The 19,117-nt window shown below is 43.2% G+C and carries 18 protein-coding genes; 12 read left to right on the top strand and 6 right to left on the bottom strand.

Annotated features, from left to right (window positions below):
* Positions 1 to 5: 5 nt before the first annotated feature.
* The 9 genes from DFR63_RS06995 to aspA all read left to right on the top strand — a co-directional run bounded on the left by DFR63_RS06995 (position 6) and on the right by aspA (position 10,470).
* Positions 6 to 527 carry a YwhD family protein gene (locus tag DFR63_RS06995; RefSeq protein ID WP_115885223.1) on the top strand — a complete coding sequence of 174 codons (522 nt, stop codon included), beginning with the start codon at positions 6 to 8 and terminating at the stop codon, positions 525 to 527.
* A 61-nt stretch (positions 528 to 588) separates the two neighbouring features.
* The gene (locus DFR63_RS06990; RefSeq protein ID WP_115885222.1) at positions 589 to 1,674 is read left to right on the top strand and encodes a glycerol dehydrogenase; all 1,086 of its coding nucleotides are present in this window, start codon (positions 589 to 591) and stop codon (positions 1,672 to 1,674) included.
* A 196-nt stretch (positions 1,675 to 1,870) separates the two neighbouring features.
* Entirely contained in the window at positions 1,871 to 2,269 is a 399-nt protein-coding gene (locus tag DFR63_RS06985) for a YwiB family protein (RefSeq protein ID WP_115885221.1), read from the top strand.
* Positions 2,270 to 2,271: 2 nt separating this feature from the next.
* Positions 2,272 to 3,918: an arginine--tRNA ligase gene (gene argS, locus DFR63_RS06980; RefSeq protein ID WP_115885220.1), complete on the top strand. Its 1,647-nt coding sequence runs from the start codon at positions 2,272 to 2,274 to the stop codon at positions 3,916 to 3,918.
* 137 nt (positions 3,919 to 4,055) lie between these two features.
* Positions 4,056 to 4,922: a helical backbone metal receptor gene (locus DFR63_RS06975; RefSeq protein WP_115885219.1), complete on the top strand. Its 867-nt coding sequence runs from the start codon at positions 4,056 to 4,058 to the stop codon at positions 4,920 to 4,922.
* The gene (locus DFR63_RS06970) at positions 4,915 to 5,868 is read left to right on the top strand and encodes a FecCD family ABC transporter permease (RefSeq protein WP_115885218.1); all 954 of its coding nucleotides are present in this window, start codon (positions 4,915 to 4,917) and stop codon (positions 5,866 to 5,868) included. Before DFR63_RS06975 ends, DFR63_RS06970 begins: the two co-directional genes overlap by 8 nt.
* 93 nt (positions 5,869 to 5,961) lie before the next feature.
* Positions 5,962 to 7,932, top strand: coding sequence for a S9 family peptidase (locus DFR63_RS06965; protein WP_115885217.1), 1,971 nt, complete (start codon positions 5,962 to 5,964; stop codon positions 7,930 to 7,932).
* A gap of 16 nt (positions 7,933 to 7,948) precedes the next feature.
* On the top strand, positions 7,949 to 9,037 hold the full coding sequence (locus tag DFR63_RS06960) for an aminopeptidase P family protein (protein WP_115885216.1): 1,089 nt from the start codon (positions 7,949 to 7,951) through the stop codon (positions 9,035 to 9,037).
* Between the two features lie 23 nt (positions 9,038 to 9,060).
* Positions 9,061 to 10,470, top strand: coding sequence for an aspartate ammonia-lyase (gene aspA / locus DFR63_RS06955; protein ID WP_115885215.1), 1,410 nt, complete (start codon positions 9,061 to 9,063; stop codon positions 10,468 to 10,470).
* A gap of 114 nt (positions 10,471 to 10,584) precedes the next feature.
* On the opposite strand, the gene DFR63_RS06950 is transcribed toward aspA, so the two are convergent.
* Positions 10,585 to 11,040 (bottom strand): hypothetical protein, encoded by a 456-nt coding sequence (locus DFR63_RS06950; RefSeq protein WP_115885214.1) that lies wholly within the window; start codon positions 11,038 to 11,040, stop codon positions 10,585 to 10,587.
* A 488-nt stretch (positions 11,041 to 11,528) separates the two neighbouring features.
* Here DFR63_RS06950 and DFR63_RS06940 point away from each other — a divergent pair, with 488 nt between their 5' ends.
* From DFR63_RS06940 to DFR63_RS06930, 3 genes are all read left to right on the top strand, one after another.
* The gene (locus tag DFR63_RS06940) at positions 11,529 to 12,881 is read left to right on the top strand and encodes an IS1096 element passenger TnpR family protein (RefSeq protein WP_115885212.1); all 1,353 of its coding nucleotides are present in this window, start codon (positions 11,529 to 11,531) and stop codon (positions 12,879 to 12,881) included.
* A gap of 11 nt (positions 12,882 to 12,892) precedes the next feature.
* Positions 12,893 to 13,675, top strand: coding sequence for a hypothetical protein (locus DFR63_RS06935; protein ID WP_115885211.1), 783 nt, complete (start codon positions 12,893 to 12,895; stop codon positions 13,673 to 13,675).
* A 72-nt stretch (positions 13,676 to 13,747) separates the two neighbouring features.
* Positions 13,748 to 14,038 (top strand): MDR/zinc-dependent alcohol dehydrogenase-like family protein, encoded by a 291-nt coding sequence (locus DFR63_RS06930; RefSeq protein WP_115885210.1) that lies wholly within the window; start codon positions 13,748 to 13,750, stop codon positions 14,036 to 14,038.
* 96 nt (positions 14,039 to 14,134) lie between these two features.
* On the opposite strand, the gene DFR63_RS06925 is transcribed toward DFR63_RS06930, so the two are convergent.
* The 5 genes from DFR63_RS06925 to DFR63_RS06905 form a co-directional block, all read right to left on the bottom strand.
* Positions 14,135 to 14,974, bottom strand: coding sequence for a PPK2 family polyphosphate kinase (locus tag DFR63_RS06925; RefSeq protein ID WP_115885209.1), 840 nt, complete (start codon positions 14,972 to 14,974; stop codon positions 14,135 to 14,137).
* Between the two features lie 144 nt (positions 14,975 to 15,118).
* Entirely contained in the window at positions 15,119 to 16,207 is a 1,089-nt protein-coding gene (locus DFR63_RS06920; protein ID WP_245954158.1) for a tellurite resistance/C4-dicarboxylate transporter family protein, read from the bottom strand.
* A complete protein-coding gene (locus DFR63_RS06915) occupies positions 16,188 to 16,466 on the bottom strand; it encodes a hypothetical protein (RefSeq protein WP_115885208.1) in 279 nt (92 codons plus the stop codon). The genes DFR63_RS06920 and DFR63_RS06915 overlap by 20 nt, the downstream gene beginning before the upstream one ends.
* A 203-nt stretch (positions 16,467 to 16,669) precedes the next feature.
* A complete protein-coding gene (locus DFR63_RS06910; RefSeq protein ID WP_115885207.1) occupies positions 16,670 to 17,611 on the bottom strand; it encodes an ornithine cyclodeaminase family protein in 942 nt (313 codons plus the stop codon).
* 17 nt (positions 17,612 to 17,628) lie between these two features.
* The gene (locus DFR63_RS06905) at positions 17,629 to 18,957 is read right to left on the bottom strand and encodes an MFS transporter (protein WP_115885206.1); all 1,329 of its coding nucleotides are present in this window, start codon (positions 18,955 to 18,957) and stop codon (positions 17,629 to 17,631) included.
* Positions 18,958 to 19,117 lie beyond the last annotated feature (160 nt).

Below are 19,117 nucleotides of genomic sequence, written 5' to 3'. Positions count from 1 at the left end.
TAAATTTGGCTGAAGAACAACCGAAAAAGAAGCCGGGTTTCCAGTTTAATATTATTAAAAATGACCCGCTTGACGGCCATAGAGGACAGAACTTCGGGGCGATCAGCCTCGAGAATATTGCGCCTGTCTATATTAATATTGAAACGCAGGAAGCAGTGCTTGATATCGGAGGGCTGCACGGCAAAGCAGAAGTCGAAAAACGTGTGAAATGGATTAAAGATAAGGAAGAAGCGGAAGGCCCTGATGCGAAAGAATATTTTCTCGTCTGGATAGCTGTGGAACGTGCGGAGGCAGGCCCGGTTTATAACGGAGCGGGCGCATGCTACTTAATGGTCAACAAAGAGAAGCGCCGCGGTTACAAAATGATGCACGAACACGTGAACAGCCTTGACGATGCAATGAAAGGCCGCATCAAGCTTGATATTCTCGATGATAAATCAAAAGAAACACTGAAACAGTTTCTGATGGAACACAACAAAGAAATGTGGAATATTTCACAAGATATGCAGGAAGCACTCAATAATTAGCACTATAAAAAGGCTATTGTTAAAATGAATTTTAAATATAATATTTTAGGAGGATTTAAACATGACAAAATTTGTATTCCAATCTCCGGGCCGTTACGTACAGGGTGCAGGTATGATTAGTGAACTAGGTAAAGAAACTGCAAAAATAGGTAATAATGCCCTGCTAATCGCTGATAAAGTAGTATGGGATATTACCAGCAAATCAGTAGAAGAAAGTTTTCAAGGTGTAGATATTAAATATAATCATCTTCAGTTTTCAGGGGAAGCGTCAGGTAATGAAATCGGACGACTGGCTGATGAAGGTAAAAAATTCGAAAGTAATGTCGTCATTGGCCTCGGCGGGGGTAAAACGCTCGACACAGCTAAAGCTGTTGCGGATGCATTGGGAGCACCTGTGGTGATTGTTCCAACAACAGCATCGACAGACGCACCAACGAGTGCATTGTCCGTAATATATTCAGATGACGGCGTCTTTGAAGGTTATAAATTTTACGATAAAAACCCGAATCTCGTTTTAGTAGACAGTGCAGTTGTTATCGGTGCACCGCCGAAATTCTTTGCTTCCGGTATCGCTGATGCAATGGCTACACTTGTTGAAGCAAGTGCCACAGTCAGACGCAACGGCAACACAATGGCCGGAGGCAAACCGACGCTCGCATCACAAGCGATTGCAGAAAAAGCGGAAGAAACATTGTTCATGTATGGTATAGAAGCATATGAAGCGGCTAAAGACGGCCTTGTCACACCTGCCGTAGAATATGTTATAGAGGCGAATACATTGCTTTCAGGTTTAGGTTTCGAGAATGGGGGACTGGCAGGTGCGCATGCGATTCATAACGGCTTCACAGCCTTGAAGGGCGACATTCACAATCTGACCCACGGTGAAAAAGTTGCTTATGGTACGCTTGTGCAACTCGTACTGGAAGGCCGTCCGGGTAATGAAATTGCCGAATATGTGGATTTCTACGAAGCATTGGAAATGCCGACCAAATTAGAAGCTATGCATTTGGCTGATGTATCGTTTGAAGATTTAGTCAAAGTCGGCGAACTTGCCACTCAGGAAGGTGAAACCCTGGAGAACTTAAATCCGGAAATTACACCTGAACAAGTCGCACGTGCAATTTTAGCAGTGGATAAATATAATTAAGACGATGAGAATATGTCTTTTTTGTGTCTTTTAGATTAGACATTGCACATTAGGTCATCTATGGATAAAATAAAGAGTAGTTATAGACATATAACTAGGACATAAAGGCGGGGCAGTTGCCCTGCCTTTTTTATTTTTCTTAAGACCAATCAGGTGCCTGTTATGATATAATTTACGATACTGAAGGTGATAGAAAATGACCGAAAATATAACGCATGACTGCAATTTAACCCAGCTGGTATTCATGCACGGAGAAGAAACTAAATACGAACAGAAACTCAAGGTCACAGAAATTAAAAAAGGGGATACTTATCTGCGCTACACAGAAGCGCTCGATGAGCATGAACTGAAAGTGACAGTGAGACTGGGAGATAATTTCGTTAAGCTCCAGCGGCGGGGTCTGATCAATATGAACTTTTATTTCGAAGAAGGTGTGAAGACGGATACGTTTTATGACTCTCCGGCAGGCAGGCATCATTTTGAAATAGTGACACATGAACTTAAAACCGGCGACGGAACACTGACGGTCAAATATGATTTATTTGAAAGCGGCGTATTGCTCGGCAAATATAAATACACGTTGGAAAGGATTTAATTATGAACTTAAAACAGCAGTTAAAAGAAGCGATTGAAGCCGCGATTAAAAAAGCGGAATTAGTAGATGAAGTTCCTGAAATCAAAGTTGAAGTTCCAAAAGATAAGAAAAACGGGGACTTTTCAACGAATGCAGCGATGATGCTGACAAAGCTTGCGCGTAAAAATCCGCGCGACATCGCAGAAGCGATTATTGAAAACATCGACAAGGAAGCGGCAAGCATTAAAGAAGTCAGCATCGCAGGACCGGGTTTTATCAACTTTAAAATGGAGACAGCGGAGCTTGCGAATGTTATTTACACTGTCTTAGATAAGAAAGAAAATTACGGCCGCACAGAGCGTGAAACAGCTGAAAAGGTTTTGATTGAGTTCGTGAGTGCGAACCCGACTGGGGATCTGCATATCGGACATGCGAGAAACGCATCGGTCGGCGCAACGCTTTCGAATATTATGGACTTTGCGGGTTATGATGTAACGCGTGAATACTATATTAACGATGCCGGAAACCAGATTAACAACCTGGCGAAATCGATCGAAGCGCGTTATTTTGAAGCGCTCGGCGAGGGGCTGAATATGCCTGAAGACGGCTATAACGGTAAAGATATAAAAGTCATCGGTGAAAAACTGGCGTCTGAGCATCCTGAATATAAAAATCTTGAAGAAGCGGAGAGGATTTCTAAATTCCGGGACCTTGGTGTCGAATATGAAATGCGCAAATTGAAAGCGGATCTTGAAGAGTTCCGCATCAAATTTGACAGCTGGTTCAGTGAAACATCGCTTTACGAAAGCGGCGAAATCGATGAAGCGATGGCGAAGATGAAAGACAACGGCTATGTTTTCGAAGCGGATGATGCAACATGGCTGCGTACGACAGACTTTAAAGACGATAAAGACCGGGTACTTGTAAAAAGCGACGGCACTCTGACTTACTTAATGCCGGACATCGCATATCACTATGACAAAGTTGAGCGGGGCTATGACAAACTGATTAACTTATTCGGTGCAGACCACCACGGTTACATCAACCGTCTGAAAGCTTCATTAGGTGCGCTCGGAGAGAATCCTGACAAGCTGGAAATTCAGATTATGCAGCTTGTCCGTTTAATCGAAAACGGTGAAGAAGTGAAGATGAGCAAGCGTACAGGTAAAGCAGTCACACTGCGTGACCTGATTGATATGATTGGTGTAGACGCAGCACGTTACTTTATGATTATGCGTTCAACGGACACTCACTTCGATTTTGACTTAGATCTTGCCCGCAGTGAATCAAGCGATAACCCTGTGTATTACGCTCAGTATGCCCATGCGAGAATCTGCAGTATTTTACGCCAGGCGAAAGAGCAGGGCTTTGAAATCGACATGGAAAATCCGGTTGATATTATTGAGCAGGAGCAGGCGCTTGAGCTGTTGAAAAAAGTACTGGAATTCCCGAATATCGTGAAAGGGGCGGCAGAATCACGTGCAACCCAGCGTATTCCGAACTACATTCACGATCTCGCTGCAAGCTTCCACAAATTCTATAATGCAGAAAAAGTACTCGGTGAGAATGCCGATAAAACACGTGCTTATATATTGATGATTGAAGCTGTACGCCAGACACTGGAAAACGCACTCGGTCTGATTGATGTATCAGCACCTGAAAAAATGTAAAATTAATAAGCTGAAGCCTGAACTGTAAAGTTCAGGTTTTTTGTTTAGACATTGACTCTGTATAAGAGCAGAGAACTTTAATATAATGAAGGTAATGAACCACGATGATATCCAAATGACGGAAAGGGGAAACATCCATGAAAAAACTCTGCATACTGCTGACCTCGATATTTTTACTCACTGCCTGCGGCAATGAAAACGGCGAACAAGTTCAAATGCCGGACGGTGAAGAAATGCGCATCATCTCACTGATGCCGAGCAATACTGAAATTGTCGCCGAACTTGGGGAAAAGGACAGTCTTGTCGCTATTACAACAGTCGACGATTATCCTGAAGACCTCGGCGAAAACCTGACGCGTCTCGATACTTTCGCACTCGATGAAGAAGCGATGACGGCGCTCAACCCTACACATATTATTTCACATGCCTCAGGTCATGACGCAAATGCGGATATGATTACAAGAGCGGCAGAAAGTACCGGCGCAGAGGTCCTCGTTGTTGATGATGCACAGGGAATTGATGAGATTTACGGCACCATTACCGATATTGGAAGCTTTATCGAGAGAGAAGAAACGGCAAAAGAATTAAATGCATCACTGCAGCAGGAGGTTGAAGAAATTCACAATCAATACAGCGGGGAAAAAGCGGAGGATAAAGTGCTGATTCTGATTTCTACGGCGCCGGATATATATACTGCAGGAGAAGATACTTTTATCGATGATTTTCTGGACACATTAAATATTGATAATGCTTTCGAAGATGTGACGGGCTATCCTGCGGTAACATCGGAAGATGTGATAGCCCGCGAACCGGAAATTGTACTTTCAACACTCGGTATCAGCAACGAAGAACTTACCCATGCGCTTGATGAGATTTCGGGTCTGGAGGGCGCAGCAATAACTGAAAAAGAAAACCAGTGTACACCGGATCCGAATCTGATTTCGCGTCCGGGACCGAGATTTACTGAAGGACTGACTGCGATCGCAGAGTGCGTGTATGAATAAAACCAACTGTATTCTCGTATTTCTGCTGATTATCAGCGTGGTGCTGAGCATATTTACCGGTTCGGTAAATATCGGGGATATAAACAATATGCAGGCCTTCACTATCATGCTTGATGTACGGCTGCCGAGAGCGCTGATGGCGGTATTAACAGGAGCGGCGCTCGCGATGAGCGGCGCTGTTTTCCAGATTATTTTAAAAAATCCCATGGCGGACAGCTTCACCCTGGGTATGGCAAACGGTGCGGTGCTCGGCGCGGCGGTTACTGTAGTTACAGTGATCCCCGCAGCTTTTGCGCCGGTTTTAAGTATCGTACTCGGTCTTGTCAGTCTGCTCGCTGTTCTGTTGATTGCGCGGAAGCTTGATTTAACTTACAGGCCGGAAACGCTGATTATTACCGGTATTCTGCTCGGCGCTTTATTATCAGGTGTGCTGTATATTATTATTCTGATATTTCCGGAAGATACTGCGAATATTGCCCGCTACATGTTCGGCTCGCTCGGCGGAGCGGACTTCAGCCGGGTGTCAGTGCTGCTGATACTGACCTCGGCGGCATTCATTATTCTGGAACGCTGCGGCCGGGTACTCGATCTGCTTAAACTTGGCGATATAAGAGCGCATGCGCTCGGTGTCAATGTCAGTGTAATACGGCCGGCACTGCTGATTACAGCATCTGTGCCACCGCTTGTTGCCATCAGCTACACCGGCATTATTGCACTTGTCGGCATTATCATTCCGCAGATTATTTTATATGTTAAACCGATGGCTTTCCGGCCGCTCTTGAAACGGTCGGTTTTAATTGGAGGACTGTATATTCTCATCATCGATACGCTCGGCCGGACGCTCATTGCGCCGCTGCAGATTCCGACAGGAGTCATGGTCATGCTGTCGGCCGTCCCGCTGTTTATGTTTCTTCTTTATAAACGTATTCTTGTCAACGCACGTTAACAGGATGATGATTAAATATTCTGACATAATATTGCGGAATAATTAGTAAACCCGCGTTAAAGAATGTTATATTTATAAAAAAGGGGAGATTAGATGAATAAAGTTTCAATAGAAGATATTTTCAAAATTAAATCGGTTTCATCGCCGAAAGCTGTTCCACATACCGGCAAAGTCACTTACCTTGTGACAAAGACAGATGAAGAAAAGGATACTTACTATTCCTATCTTCATAATTTTGACGGCAGGGGTAATATCCAGCTTACATATAAGGATGAGACGGTAACAAATGTCGCTCATTCACATGATGGAACGATGACATTATTTACAGCACCGGATGACGATAAAAAATCACAGGTTTTTATACTGAGACACGCTGGCGGTGAACGCGAGCAGCTGACGCACGAAGATGATGGGGTATTCGGCGCTCAATTCTCGCACGACGGAAATTCGGTGTTTTATCACGTTTCAAGTGAGAAGAATTCTGAAGACAAAAAAGATGAAGATGACAAAGACGATAAAGATAAAAAGCCCGAAGCGATAGTAATTAACCGCATGAAATATAAAAGCGACGGCGGCCCGGGACCGTACGGCGTACTAACAGAAAAATATACTGCGGTAAAATCAATCGGTATTCAATCCGGCGAGACTGAGACTGTGCTTTCCGGTGACGAAAACTTTACGCTGTACGATGTGTTTGAAGGCGGTTTTATCTATGCGACAGATAAGAGCGAAAATCCGGATTTTAATTTCGCACAAAAGCTGTATCTGCATATTGACGGAGAAGATAAATTAATTCGTGATGATGCAGGATTTATGAAAGCGGAAATTTCCGGAGACCAAAAACATATTTTAATGACGCTCATGACGCGCAAGTTTAAAAATGCAACGCATCCGCATATCGAGGTTTATGATATAGAAACGGAAGAGAGCATCGATGTCACTACGAAACTGGATAAGCCGGTCGGCGGGCTGGTGGTACAGGATACTCAGCAGAATGCCGAAGGCAATACAGCAGAATGGATCTCAAATAATGAATATGTATTTCTCGTTTCAGAATTCGGCAGTGTCAACTTATATAAAGGTGATGTGGAAGGAAATATCCGTCCGCTGCTCCGCGGCGAGCACAATATTTTCGGTATGGATGCGGACAGTGAAGCGGCTTACTTAACGATTTCGACTCACGTCTCACCGAGCGAACTGTATAAGTTTGATTTTAAAACTGAAGAATTATCACAACTGACAGAAATTAATTATGATTACGTAACAGATACAGAACTTGTTAAACCGGAACCGGTTGAGTTTTCAAGTTTTGATGAGACAGCCGTGCACGGCTGGTTTATGAAACCCGCTGGATACGAGGCAGGTAAAAACTATCCGATGGTAACAAATATTCACGGCGGTCCGCATGCGCTGTATGCAAATACGTATTTCCATGAAATGCAGCTGCTCGCGGCAAAAGGATATGCAGTATTATTCATTAATCCGAGAGGCTCTCACAGCTACTCCCAGGAGTTTGTTGATGCTGTCCGCGGCGACTACGGCAACGGTGATTACAAAGATATTATGAGTGCTGTCGATTACATTACGGATAAGTATGACTGGATTGATAAAGATAATCTTGGTGTGACCGGCGGCTCCTACGGCGGTTTCATGACGAACTGGATTGTCGGACAGACGAACCGCTTTAAAGCTGCGGTTACACAGCGCTCAATCAGCAACTGGATCAGTTTTAGAGGAGTTTCCGATATCGGTTATTACTTTACGGAATGGCAGATCTTAGCGGGACTCGATAATCTCGACAAACTGTGGCATCATTCGCCGCTGAAATATGCGAAGAATGTCGAAACACCGTTATTGATTCTGCACGGCGAACAAGATATCCGCTGTCCGATTGAACAGGCGGAGCAGCTCTTTATCGAGCTGAAATCTCATGAGAAGGAAACAGAATTTGTCCGCTTCCCGGAATCTTCCCATGAACTGTCGCGTTCAGGAAAACCAAGCTTGAAAATGCAGCGGCTGGCGCACATCGTGCGCTGGTTTGATCAGTATTTAACTCAAAATTAATGGGAGGAAGATATGTATGACAAGTAAAATCGAAGCGCTCGCAGAAAGTGTTAAAGCAGATTACTCTCTTATTTCCGATCCGGTAAATATTTTTTATTTTACAGGGGTACACTTAAACCCGCATGAAAGACTGCTGCTGCTCGTCGTCGATAATAAGACGCTCGAAACAGCGATGGTTTTCCCGGCGCTCGACGGAGAAACTGTCAGAGCCAATACAAAATTGACAACCTATCTGCCGCACGACGATAAGGATGACGCTTTTCAGTATGTGTTTGATACAATTGACGAAAACAGGACAATTGCGGTTGAAGGAGAACATTTAATTTATTCGAGATATTTGCGGCTGATTGAAAAATATGCGCCGGAGAATATTTCAACACTCGATAATGAAGTGAACTATCTCCGCGGCAAAAAGAATAAACACGATAAAGCGGAAATTCAGCGCGCGGTCGAGATGACAGAGAGAGCGCTGGAAGATTTAAAAACGATTACTGTCGAAGGTAAAACCGAAATGGAAATTTCGGACTTTCTTGTTAAGCAGTTTAAATCGTACGGTGCAGCCGGTCCGAGTTTTGGTCCGAGCGTGCTTGCCGGTAAAAAATCCGCCATGCCGCACGGTGAAACGGGAACAGGTGTTATCAAGCGCGGAGACTTTCTTTTGATTGATTTCGGTGTAGTTTCCGATACAGGCTATGTGTCAGATATGACGCGTACGTTTATTGTCGGAGAGGCAACCGCGGAACAGGAAAAGATTTATAAAACTGTACTGAGATCAAATCTCGAGGGTATTAAAGCATCACAAAAAGGCACGGTGATGGGAGATATCGACCGTACATCGCGCGCTGTAATTGAAGAAGCGGGATACGGTGAATATTTCATGCACCGTATCGGCCACGGACTCGGACTCGATGTGCATGAAGCGCCGTCAGTGCACGGAGGCAACACGGACAAGCTTGAAGCGGGCCATGTGATTACGATCGAACCGGGTATCTATATACCTGACATCGGCGGCGTGCGTATCGAAGATATGCTGTATATTGACGAAGATACAACGTATAATTTTAATAGTTTTCCAAAAGATTTTGAATCGATGATTATTAAATAATTAATTTAGGAGCTGCAGCAGAAATGACAAGCAAAACAAGAATTGAAGCAGATTTTCTTGGAGAAAAAGAAATTGATGATAAGGCATACTACGGGGTGCAGAGTCTGCGCGCTTTAGAAAATTTCCCGATCACGGGTTACCGTTTAAATACTGATCTAATCCGCGCCCTGGCAATGGTTAAGAAAGCTGCGGCGCTTGGAAATTTCGCGAATGGTGTGCTGGAAGAAGATAAAAAGAATGCGATTGTGCAGGCGAGTGAAGAAATCATTGCAGGCCAGTGGCACGACGACTTTATCGTCGATCCGATTCAGGGCGGGGCAGGAACTTCGACGAATATGAACGCGAACGAAGTGATTGCCAACCGCGCTCTTGAAATTATGGGACGCGAAAAAGGCGACTATGACTTTATCAGCCCGAACAACCATGTGAACATGTCCCAGTCTACAAATGATGCCTTCCCGACTTCCCTGCATGTGGGTCTCTTAATTCATGCAGAATCACTGCTTAAGACGATGAATACAATGCGTCAGGCATTTGAAGCAAAAGCTGTTGAATTTGACCACGTTATTAAAATGGGACGCACGCACCTGCAGGATGCCGTGCCGATTCGTCTTGGCCAGGAATTCAGCGCCTATGCGAAGGTTTTGTCGAGAGACATTCGCCGTGTGTCGAACTCGCTTGAAAATCTCTATGAAATAAATATTGGTGCAACCGCGGTAGGAACAGGCTTAAACGCGGACCAGAAATACATCGATACAGTAGTTGAAGAGCTGAGCAAAATTTCAGGATATAAGCTGAGATCTGCTGAAAATCTGGTAGATGGAACGCAGAATACTGATACATATACGGAAATTTCTTCAGCATTGAAAATTTGTATGATTAACATGTCGAAAATCGCAAACGACTTCCGTATGATGGCATCAGGACCGAAAGCGGGCTTATATGAAATTAACCTGCCTGCGCGCCAGCCGGGCTCATCAATCATGCCGGGCAAAGTCAACCCGGTTATGGCTGAAGTGGTAAACCAGATTGCCTTCCAGGTTATAGGCAATGACAATACAATCAGTCTGGCGTCAGAAGCCGGACAATTCGAACTGAATGTAATGGAGCCGGTGCTTGCATTTAACCTGATTCAGTCAATCGACATTATGAACAACGGTTTCAAAGTCTTCACTGAAAGATGTATCGCGGGCATTACTGCGAACGAAGAACAAATGAAATCGTATGTTGAGAACAGCATTGGTGTGATTACAGCTCTTGTACCGCACATCGGCTACAAGAAAGCATCAGCAATTGCAGTAGAAGCTATTCAGACAGGTGCTCCGGTCCGCCAGCTGTGCTCTAAGCATGAAGTTCTTACAGAAGAACAGCTTGATCACGTGCTGAACGCATTTGAAATGACGAATATCGGCGTATCGAAACTGCCGAAATAAGTTAAGACTATTTAGCCAGATAAAAATCTCCCATGTTTTCCCGGGGCATTCCTGAAGCCTGCAGTCTTCAGCAGATGCTTTTCCCCGAGAAGTCAAGGGAGATTTTAATTTTAATTATTCTTCTAAAAAGAGGTAGTGTTCACCGAGGCCAAAGTTTTTATAAACATTCGTCAGTTGACTTGTCTCGTCAGCTTCATTTAATTCACCATCAGATACTGTTCCGCTGTACGAAAAATATTCATCATCACTTTCTTCAAATTCAGTAAAATCAATTGTCATCGAAGCATCACCATCTTCGACAGTAATTGATAAATTACTTTCTTCTAAAGAATACTCCCCTGGATATGTAGTGCCGTTAAATGTTAATGTGATATCGCCTGCTGATTCAAAGTCGAGTACCGGTGTATTAGGTGTAAATTTAACTTCCTTATTCTCAGCATCTTCCTCAGAAACAGTCGGATTAGGTAAAGTAAGTCCCAGAGTTTTACCATCGAGTTCAGACTCTTCACCGCCGCATCCCGCCACTGCCAAAAGAACAACACTTAATATTGTCAGTAAAATTTTGTTCATAAATGCATCCCCTTAAATTTGTTATTAATAGAAATATACCATTAATTGTAATCGCTTACATATATGATTATTGAAATGCGTGGAATTTTTGCGCTCATATATATGTAAACTGAAATTCGTCTGCTTGAAGATGACTCATGTATATGTAAATAGCGATACGTGGTCATGAACGATAGTCATGCCTCTGATTCGGGCAAATCGTATATATGAGACTCCGTCATGACTATGTATAAAGTAATGGGTATACATGAGATTGGTTATATGAACTTTCCTCCGGCTGGAAATGTGTCTTCAATCCAACGGACTTCCCACACTGGGACGAATACCTATTTTCAACCCAACAAACACTCAACAGCAGAGAAAATTGAGACGGATTTTAAAAGTACAGCAGCTAATCAGCCAATAAGCATCACGGGATGCATTTACTCCCGGTTTACGTGTAAAATAGAAGTAATGATTATAATGAAGAGGGCAGGGAGGCAGACACCATGGATATACAGACTTTTTATCAAACGTATTTAAGTGAAAATGAGCTTGTACGGGCAAGTTTGTTCAACTCGGGTAATTTTGCGACGAATGATGCACTGATAAAATATAAGGTGGATGAATTGGAGTCACAGTCCGCTTTGCATGAAATGTTCGAGCATCTGTCGATGGCGGAAGCGAAGCTTTTGAGACGTTTATCGACTGAGACTGCATTTGATAATGTGCACAGGGTGTCGTATCTCCCCGGAAAGTATCCGACACTGATCGACTATCAGTATATTTTGGAGGATAACGGTACAGAAGGGGTTATTCATGCGGAAGTGGTCAATGTGCTGAACAGCGCACTGCAGGAAACCGGTATATTTCCCTATACGCCGATGTCGATTCCTGACAGCGAAACGATTGGGCCGCAGGATGTATCAAGACTGGATAAAATATATAACGGGCCGATTTACTGGCTGTATAATAATTTGACATTTAAAGACCTCCGCAATGTGATGTCAAAACTGAACATCAAATCAATCGGACAATATAAAGATGATTATTTGAATGAAGTCATTGCGCATCTCACGGCGCCGGAATATCTGCCGGTCGTTCTGAACCATCTCGATGAAGTAGCTTATGCTCAAATTAGAGATAACATTAAAAAAGATTACTCGGTCTATGAAAATCATCCGCGATGGCAAACTGCACTGGAAACCGGTCTGCTTGTTAAAGTGCATCAGGATTATCTCGTTATGCACCGGGATGTGCTTCGCGCGCTTAAAAAAGTGGATTTCAGCAAAATTGGAAAAGAAGTGCAGGCGGAGACGCCCGAAAATTACAATGCTTATCACATTACATGTACGATTAACGGCTGTGAAGAAATTTTCCGGACGATTGCTATTCCAACACGCCTGAATTTCCTTGAGCTTGAAATTATTATTTGCGAAGCATTCGGCTGGAATAATATCGGCAGCGGCCAGTTCATAACAGATAAAAATCTAATCGCTTATGATGAAGCGGGTGCACACAAAAATGCTCTGATGACGGATGTATATTTAATTAATGAATATATTCAGTACCTGTATGATTCTGAGGATGATTACGTCGTGGACATTATACTCGATACCGTGACGAATATAACGAAGCCGATTCCGGAAGTTGTGAGCTACGGGGGAGCAGTGCCAATTGAAAATATCGGCGGTGTTACTAAACTTATCGAAACTTTAAACATTCTAGAAGATAAAAACCATCCGGACTACGTAAATGTCTACGCCCATGCACGCCGGAAGAACTACCGGGAACGCTATCCCGTCAGTGCGGTGAACAAGAAACTCGCGCGGCTGTTCAACAGAGGCAATCCAATTATTTAAGGAGGATAACGATGGATTTACAAACCTTCTACAAAACTTATTTAACGTATTTACATCTGGATAAAGTAGGTGAATCCTTATCCCGGCTCGAAAAACTGATAGAAGAAAAAATAGAGGAAGCAAGTTCAGATGACTATTTGACGCTTCTCGGCGACAGTTTGAGAATGGAAGAAATTGAATTGATTAAGCGATATTCAAATGCACTGACCGGCGATAATATTATTACCATGCCGTTCAATCCGGATGAGAATCCGTTTTTAATTTATAATCACCATCTGCTTTATATCGGTGACGGTATGGCGGTTATGCATGAGGAAGTAATCGACGGTATTTTAAGAAACTTCGGTTCGGTCATTCATCTGGCGCCGCTGCCTGACGGCATCAGTGTATCAAACGTAACTTTAAATAACGCGGAATATACGACGACCGTCAATCTGCTGGATTATCCGATTATTGAGTTTTACGAACTGCTCTTAACTGAAGATCATATGAATCTGGTTGCAGAAAATCTGGATCTCGATTTGGAAGAGTACAGCACGCGGGCCCAGATTATTAATGCGATATCGAAGCGGCTCGTGCACAAATCTTACATTAAAGAAAAACTTAAGATGTTTGAAGACGAAGAACTCGCACGTTTTAAAGATAAAATTCGTCGGGGTGAAGTTTTATTTACAGAAGAAGAGGGCAACTGGGATACTTTCCTTGCTACGGGAATTATCATGCCTTATCTGCCCCAGGCAGCGATTCTGCCGCTTGTATTATTTCATTTCTTCAGAGAAGAAATTTTTAATTAATTCTAAATAGGAGCCGGTAAAGACCGCATTAAGACAATCGGGGGTCAGGCCGGTACGATTGATCCGATTATTATGGCGACAGATATGGTGAAAAAATTCGGGACCATCCAACTGACAGGCATATACGGTACGCCAGCAACAGGATATCCAATCCATAAAATTTTTACACGCAACTTAACAGTCAAAGCTGGCCAGGCACCGGTCATTCACTATATGCCGGAACTGTACAATATGGTGGAACAGGGCAAAGTCGATCCGACGGATATTATTACGCATAACGTGCCTTTAAAACAGGCGGAAAAAATGTACAAGATGTTTAACGACTGTGCAGACGGCTGTATTAAAGTAGTGATGAAACCGTAAATTTGAGCTCGCGGCGGCACGGAAAGTATGATTGTGTGCCACCGTGCTTCTTTAAATTCAAAAAATGCTGAGTCCATTATGGATTCAGCATTTTTCTTATTCATTCTCAAGTTTTTTAATATATTCATCCAGCTTCTTCTTATCTTCTCCGGAGATTTTCGGAAACCGGGGGTTGATATCTTCCAGTGTATGAATCATCGCTTCTGTTATAATCCTGCGCGTATGCCATTCGTCATCTGCCGGAAGAATATACCACGGGCTGTGTTCTGTAGAAGTATTGTTCAGCATATCTTCAAAAACTTCCTGATATTCTTCCCATTTTTCGCGGTCATCGATATCCGAAAATGAAAACTCCCACTGCTTATCCGGGTTTTTCATCCGCTTTAAAAAGCGTTCTTTCTGCTCGTCTTTCGACATATTAAAGAAAAATTTGACGACTGAAAATCCATTTTCAGATAAATACTGCTCGTAATTATTAATCTGGCGGTAGCGTCTCTGAATCTCGGTATCGTCATCATCTTCCAATAAATCATGAATGCGGGTAGCAATCACATCTTCGTAGTGGGACCGGTTTAAAATCGCAATTTGCCCGCGTTCTGGCTCACCGTCGTGAAGCCTCCACAAGTAATCATGCTTCTGCTCGGTTTCACTCGGCTTGCCATAGGTCGTCACCTTCAGTCCCTGGGCGTTTAAATTTGAAAAAATATAGGAAATTGCTTCATCTTTCCCCGCGGCATCAATCGCCTGAAGGACAACCATAATACCATTTTTTTCTTCGGCATGCAGTTTCAGGTGAAGTTCTTTCAGTTTCTCCACCAGCGGAGGAATAATATTTTGTTCTATATAATCATTCTCTTCCTTTTTTCCTTTAGAACATTGATGATCTTTTAATTTTATATTGGCATTGTGGTGTACTTTATAATCGGATAAATTCATCGGTCACACTCCTCTTTTAGTGTATGACCTGATATACCCGTTTAAAATCGGGGGAAACATGTTTACTCAGTCAAAGAGCCTGGTTCTCTGTCCTGGCAGAGTGGATACTCAGTCAAAGAACCCAGTTCATCACCGTCACCTAATTCAATTCCGCAGCCGTTTTCCGTGATGACTTATTAAGCCCGCCATAATCAGCAGCCAGACAAGAACTGCAGCAAAAATAGTCACATGCGGAATAACCATTAAAAATTGGAGTTCCAATGCCATCGACAAATTCGTCGTGCCGACTGTATACATCGCAATCGGGAACGCCATGCCCCACAATTCAGGAGTATAGGACAGGGGATAGCGGTTTACAATATGACGCCATACACCAAGTATAATTAACAGAGGAATCCACCATGTACCAAGTGCCCAAAAGAACAGTGTAAATCCTTTAATGAAGATTTCCAGTTCCGGAACGATGCCTGAACCATTAAGAATAAGAACAGAACCTGCGAGTGTCGTAATCGCAAGCGCGCCCATACTGATCCAGTAGGGCGGGGTTAACGACATTACTTCGATTTTTAAAAACATCAGGCGGTAAAAAATAAATGCGATGATATTTAAATATAAAGCACAGCCTAAAAGAAAGAGGCATAACGAGATAAAAATCATCACTTCAGCGAAATCAGTACTATTTGCCACCAGGGTGCCAAGCACGGCGAGTGACTGTGTAGATACGACTACAAGCAGCCAGCCGCCGTTTACCGATTCATCAATCAGCGGTTTTACTCTTTTAATAATGATTAAAGTGAAAAATGTATACATCAATATTATCCAGATTATAAAAGCCGCCAGCCAGAATATAAAACCTGTCTCAGTCATATTTTTAATAATGACGAATTGGCTGCCGAGTACGCCTGAAGCAGCGATTAAAGCGAAAAATCCCGGCCCTTTACCGTTATCATTTAGATCTTTCATAAAATCACCGGTATTAAATAGTAATCTTAAACCGTTCAATACGAGCAGCAGCACGAATATAAAAACATTAAAATACATAAGCAGTTCTGCTGCGAATAAAATATCCAAATACCATAAGGATAATGATAAAGCGCCGGTCGCCATTACCATTGCAAAATAGCCGGGGTATAAATGGCGGGACTGGCGCTGTAAAAATTCAATCATGTTTTTCACGCTTTCTTCATAGTAAATAAATTCAATTTCAACGGAATTATTCTTCGGTTTTCCCAAGCTGCCGCTCGCGGGTTTCCTGGATCAGCCACGGGCTGTCTTTTTCCGCTTCCAGCCGCCTGTTATCTTCTTTAATCCGATCAAGGACAGTTTTCATCTCTTCATTTTCCAGCAGATAATTTTCCTGTTTCAGCCGCTGGAGTTCAATTTCTTTATCGATATGTTTTAATTTAAGTTTTTCCATATCTTTACGATGCTTAAAGTAATTATTAATTACTCCGGCAGAAATACCGGCGAGTATAATAATGAGCAGCCACATAGTTTTTCCTCCTAAAGGAAATTATTTGTTATTGGTTATATGTTTGTAATGAATAAACGTTTTCTCTTAGTTTAAATTATACATCATCTTTTGCAGGAGATACATGACGGAATAAACGGGAAGAGAGGCTGATGTTTTTTCCATCTCTTAAAACAAAAAAACAGGCAAATCCTCTCGGATTCACCTGTCCTATTATAGATTTATTAAGCAAACATCTTCATAACGCCGCCTGCCACTGCTAAATCAAAGTAGCCTGCGCCGACGCATTTATAAATCGTGATGTCTGTATCGTTTTGGCGCAAATAGCCCTGGTCGTATATTTCAGCAAGTGTACCTTTAATATCATCCCAGCTGATTATTCCGGCTTCCACCGCGTCAATCAGTTCTCCGGCTTCGTCTTTTACACCGTCCATGTCATCGACATAAATATGATCGGCACGTTTAATAGCGGTGCGGTCCATTTCTCTCATTTCATGTGTGAATGACCCAACACCGTTAACGTGAGTGCCTTCTTTCAAAAGTTCACCATTATACACCGGAGCCTTGCTCTGCGTGGCACAGTTGATAATATCGCTCTGTTCAACGAGCGCATCCACGTCTGTCATCACTTCGATATCCGCCCAGATACCGAATGTTTCGAGCCGTACTTTAAACTGCTCCGCTTTTTCCGGTGTACGGTTATAGAGATAAATTCTCTGGATGTCACGGACTTCCACAACACCTAAAACTTGTTCGAAGGCCATATTGCCCGTGCCGATTACACCGAGCGTTTTCGCATCTTCACGTGCCAGTTTATCAGTGGCGATGGCTGTCATCGCGCCAGTGCGGAGTCTCGTTAAATACGATGCGTCCATCGTCGCCTTGTGGGCGCCGTCTGTCAGGTCTGTTACTAAAATATTTCCCTGCGTCGTCGGCAGGTTTTTATTGTTCGGAAAAATAGACACTGTTTTAATTATCGATACCTGCTGGGTTAAGCTGATGCACGGCATGTACAGCATCGAGCTGTCTTCTCCTGCAGGCAGTACGGTACGAATGGATTCCACAATGTTGTCTTCGTTATAATCTTTTAAAATCGCGTTGACGTCTTTGATTGCATGGCTGATTTTATATTTTTCTTCTATTTCTTTGTCTGTCAATGTAATCAATGTATTCACTCCATCTATTATTCGGCGTTCATTAATTTTTCTTCGCTGATTAATCTATCCTCTTTATCCTGCGCTGTTTCTCCCTGCAGTGCAAATACCGCAATCAGTGAAACGGCGGCTGTCATAATAATGTACAGCGATACCGGTATGCTTGAGCCGTCAAACTGATTCATCAGGAACTCCGCAATCAGCGGCGCAGATCCTCCGGCCACTGCGGCACCGATCTGATAACCGAGGGTTACACCAGTATAACGTACTTCTTTGCTGAATGATTCGGAGAACATTGTACCGAGAATCGCTGTAATCGGCGGCCAGATTACAACCAGTCCGATAAAGGTCGCTAAAATAACGAGCATCGGTTCATGTGTATTGACGATAAAAAAGTATGGAAATGCGTAAATCAGCATCGCCGCCGCACCGATCAGGAACATTTTTCTCCGGCCGACTCTGTCAGACAGACTGCCCATTACGGGAATCATGATCGTTGTGAGCACGGATACCGCCATAATCGACAGCATCATAAACTCAAAGGATACATCGAGACTTGCGACCCCGTAACCGACAATAAAGGTTGTGAAGATATAAAATGGCCCGGTCTCAACAAATTTCGCTCCGGTCGTAATCAGTACTTCTTTCGGATGTTTCTTAAAGATTTCAATGATAGGCAGCCTTCTGACTTCATTTTTCTCTGCGGCTTCTTTCTGCATGGCCACAAAGGCCGGTGTTTCGTCGAGCCCTTTACGGATTAGCAGTCCGACAATAACGAGCAGCAGACTGAAGATAAATGGAATCCGCCATCCCCAGGCGAGGAACATTTCTTCAGGCATTGCCCAGGTCAGTAAAAAGAAAAAACCGTAAGCAAGCACAAGGCCGATAGGAATTCCCATCTGCGGGAAACTGCCGAACAGCCCGCGCTGGTTTTTCGGCGCATATTCTGTGGCGAGCAGAAGGGCGCCGCCCCATTCTCCGCCGATGCCGAGGCCCTGAATCAATCTGAGCAGGAGTAAAAGAATCGGTGCGGCAACACCGATTTGAGCATATGTAGGCAGTAAACCGATGCCCGCTGTAGCGAGTCCCATCAGGCTGAGTGTAATAATTAATGTTTTCTTCCGTCCGACTCTGTCACCGATATGTGCAAAGATGACTCCCCCTAAAGGACGGATAAAGAATGATAAAGCAAGCCCGAAGTAGGCGAGTATGGTCGACAGAAATTCATCGTCGGTCACAAAGAACTGCGTATTAAAGATGATGCTTGCAACCGCCGCGTACAGGAAAAAGTCGAACCATTCGATTGATGAACCAATTAAACTTGCTGATAATACTTTTCTTCTTAATTTTTTATCCATTGTAAACCTCCCCTTTGTATGGATATAGATTAGCACATATACAACTCCCTGCCTATAAAAATTATAATATTCAGGTATTAATAAAAATTGAATCTGATTATCTCAGTATCAAGTTGATTTTTAATACGGAATGACGTAAGCTGTATAAGTAAACAAATTA

This window comes from Jeotgalicoccus halotolerans (assembly GCF_003387165.1).
Taxonomy (GTDB): Bacteria; Bacillota; Bacilli; order Staphylococcales; family Salinicoccaceae; genus Jeotgalicoccus; species Jeotgalicoccus halotolerans.
This window is presented reverse-complemented; position numbering and strand designations above follow the sequence as displayed.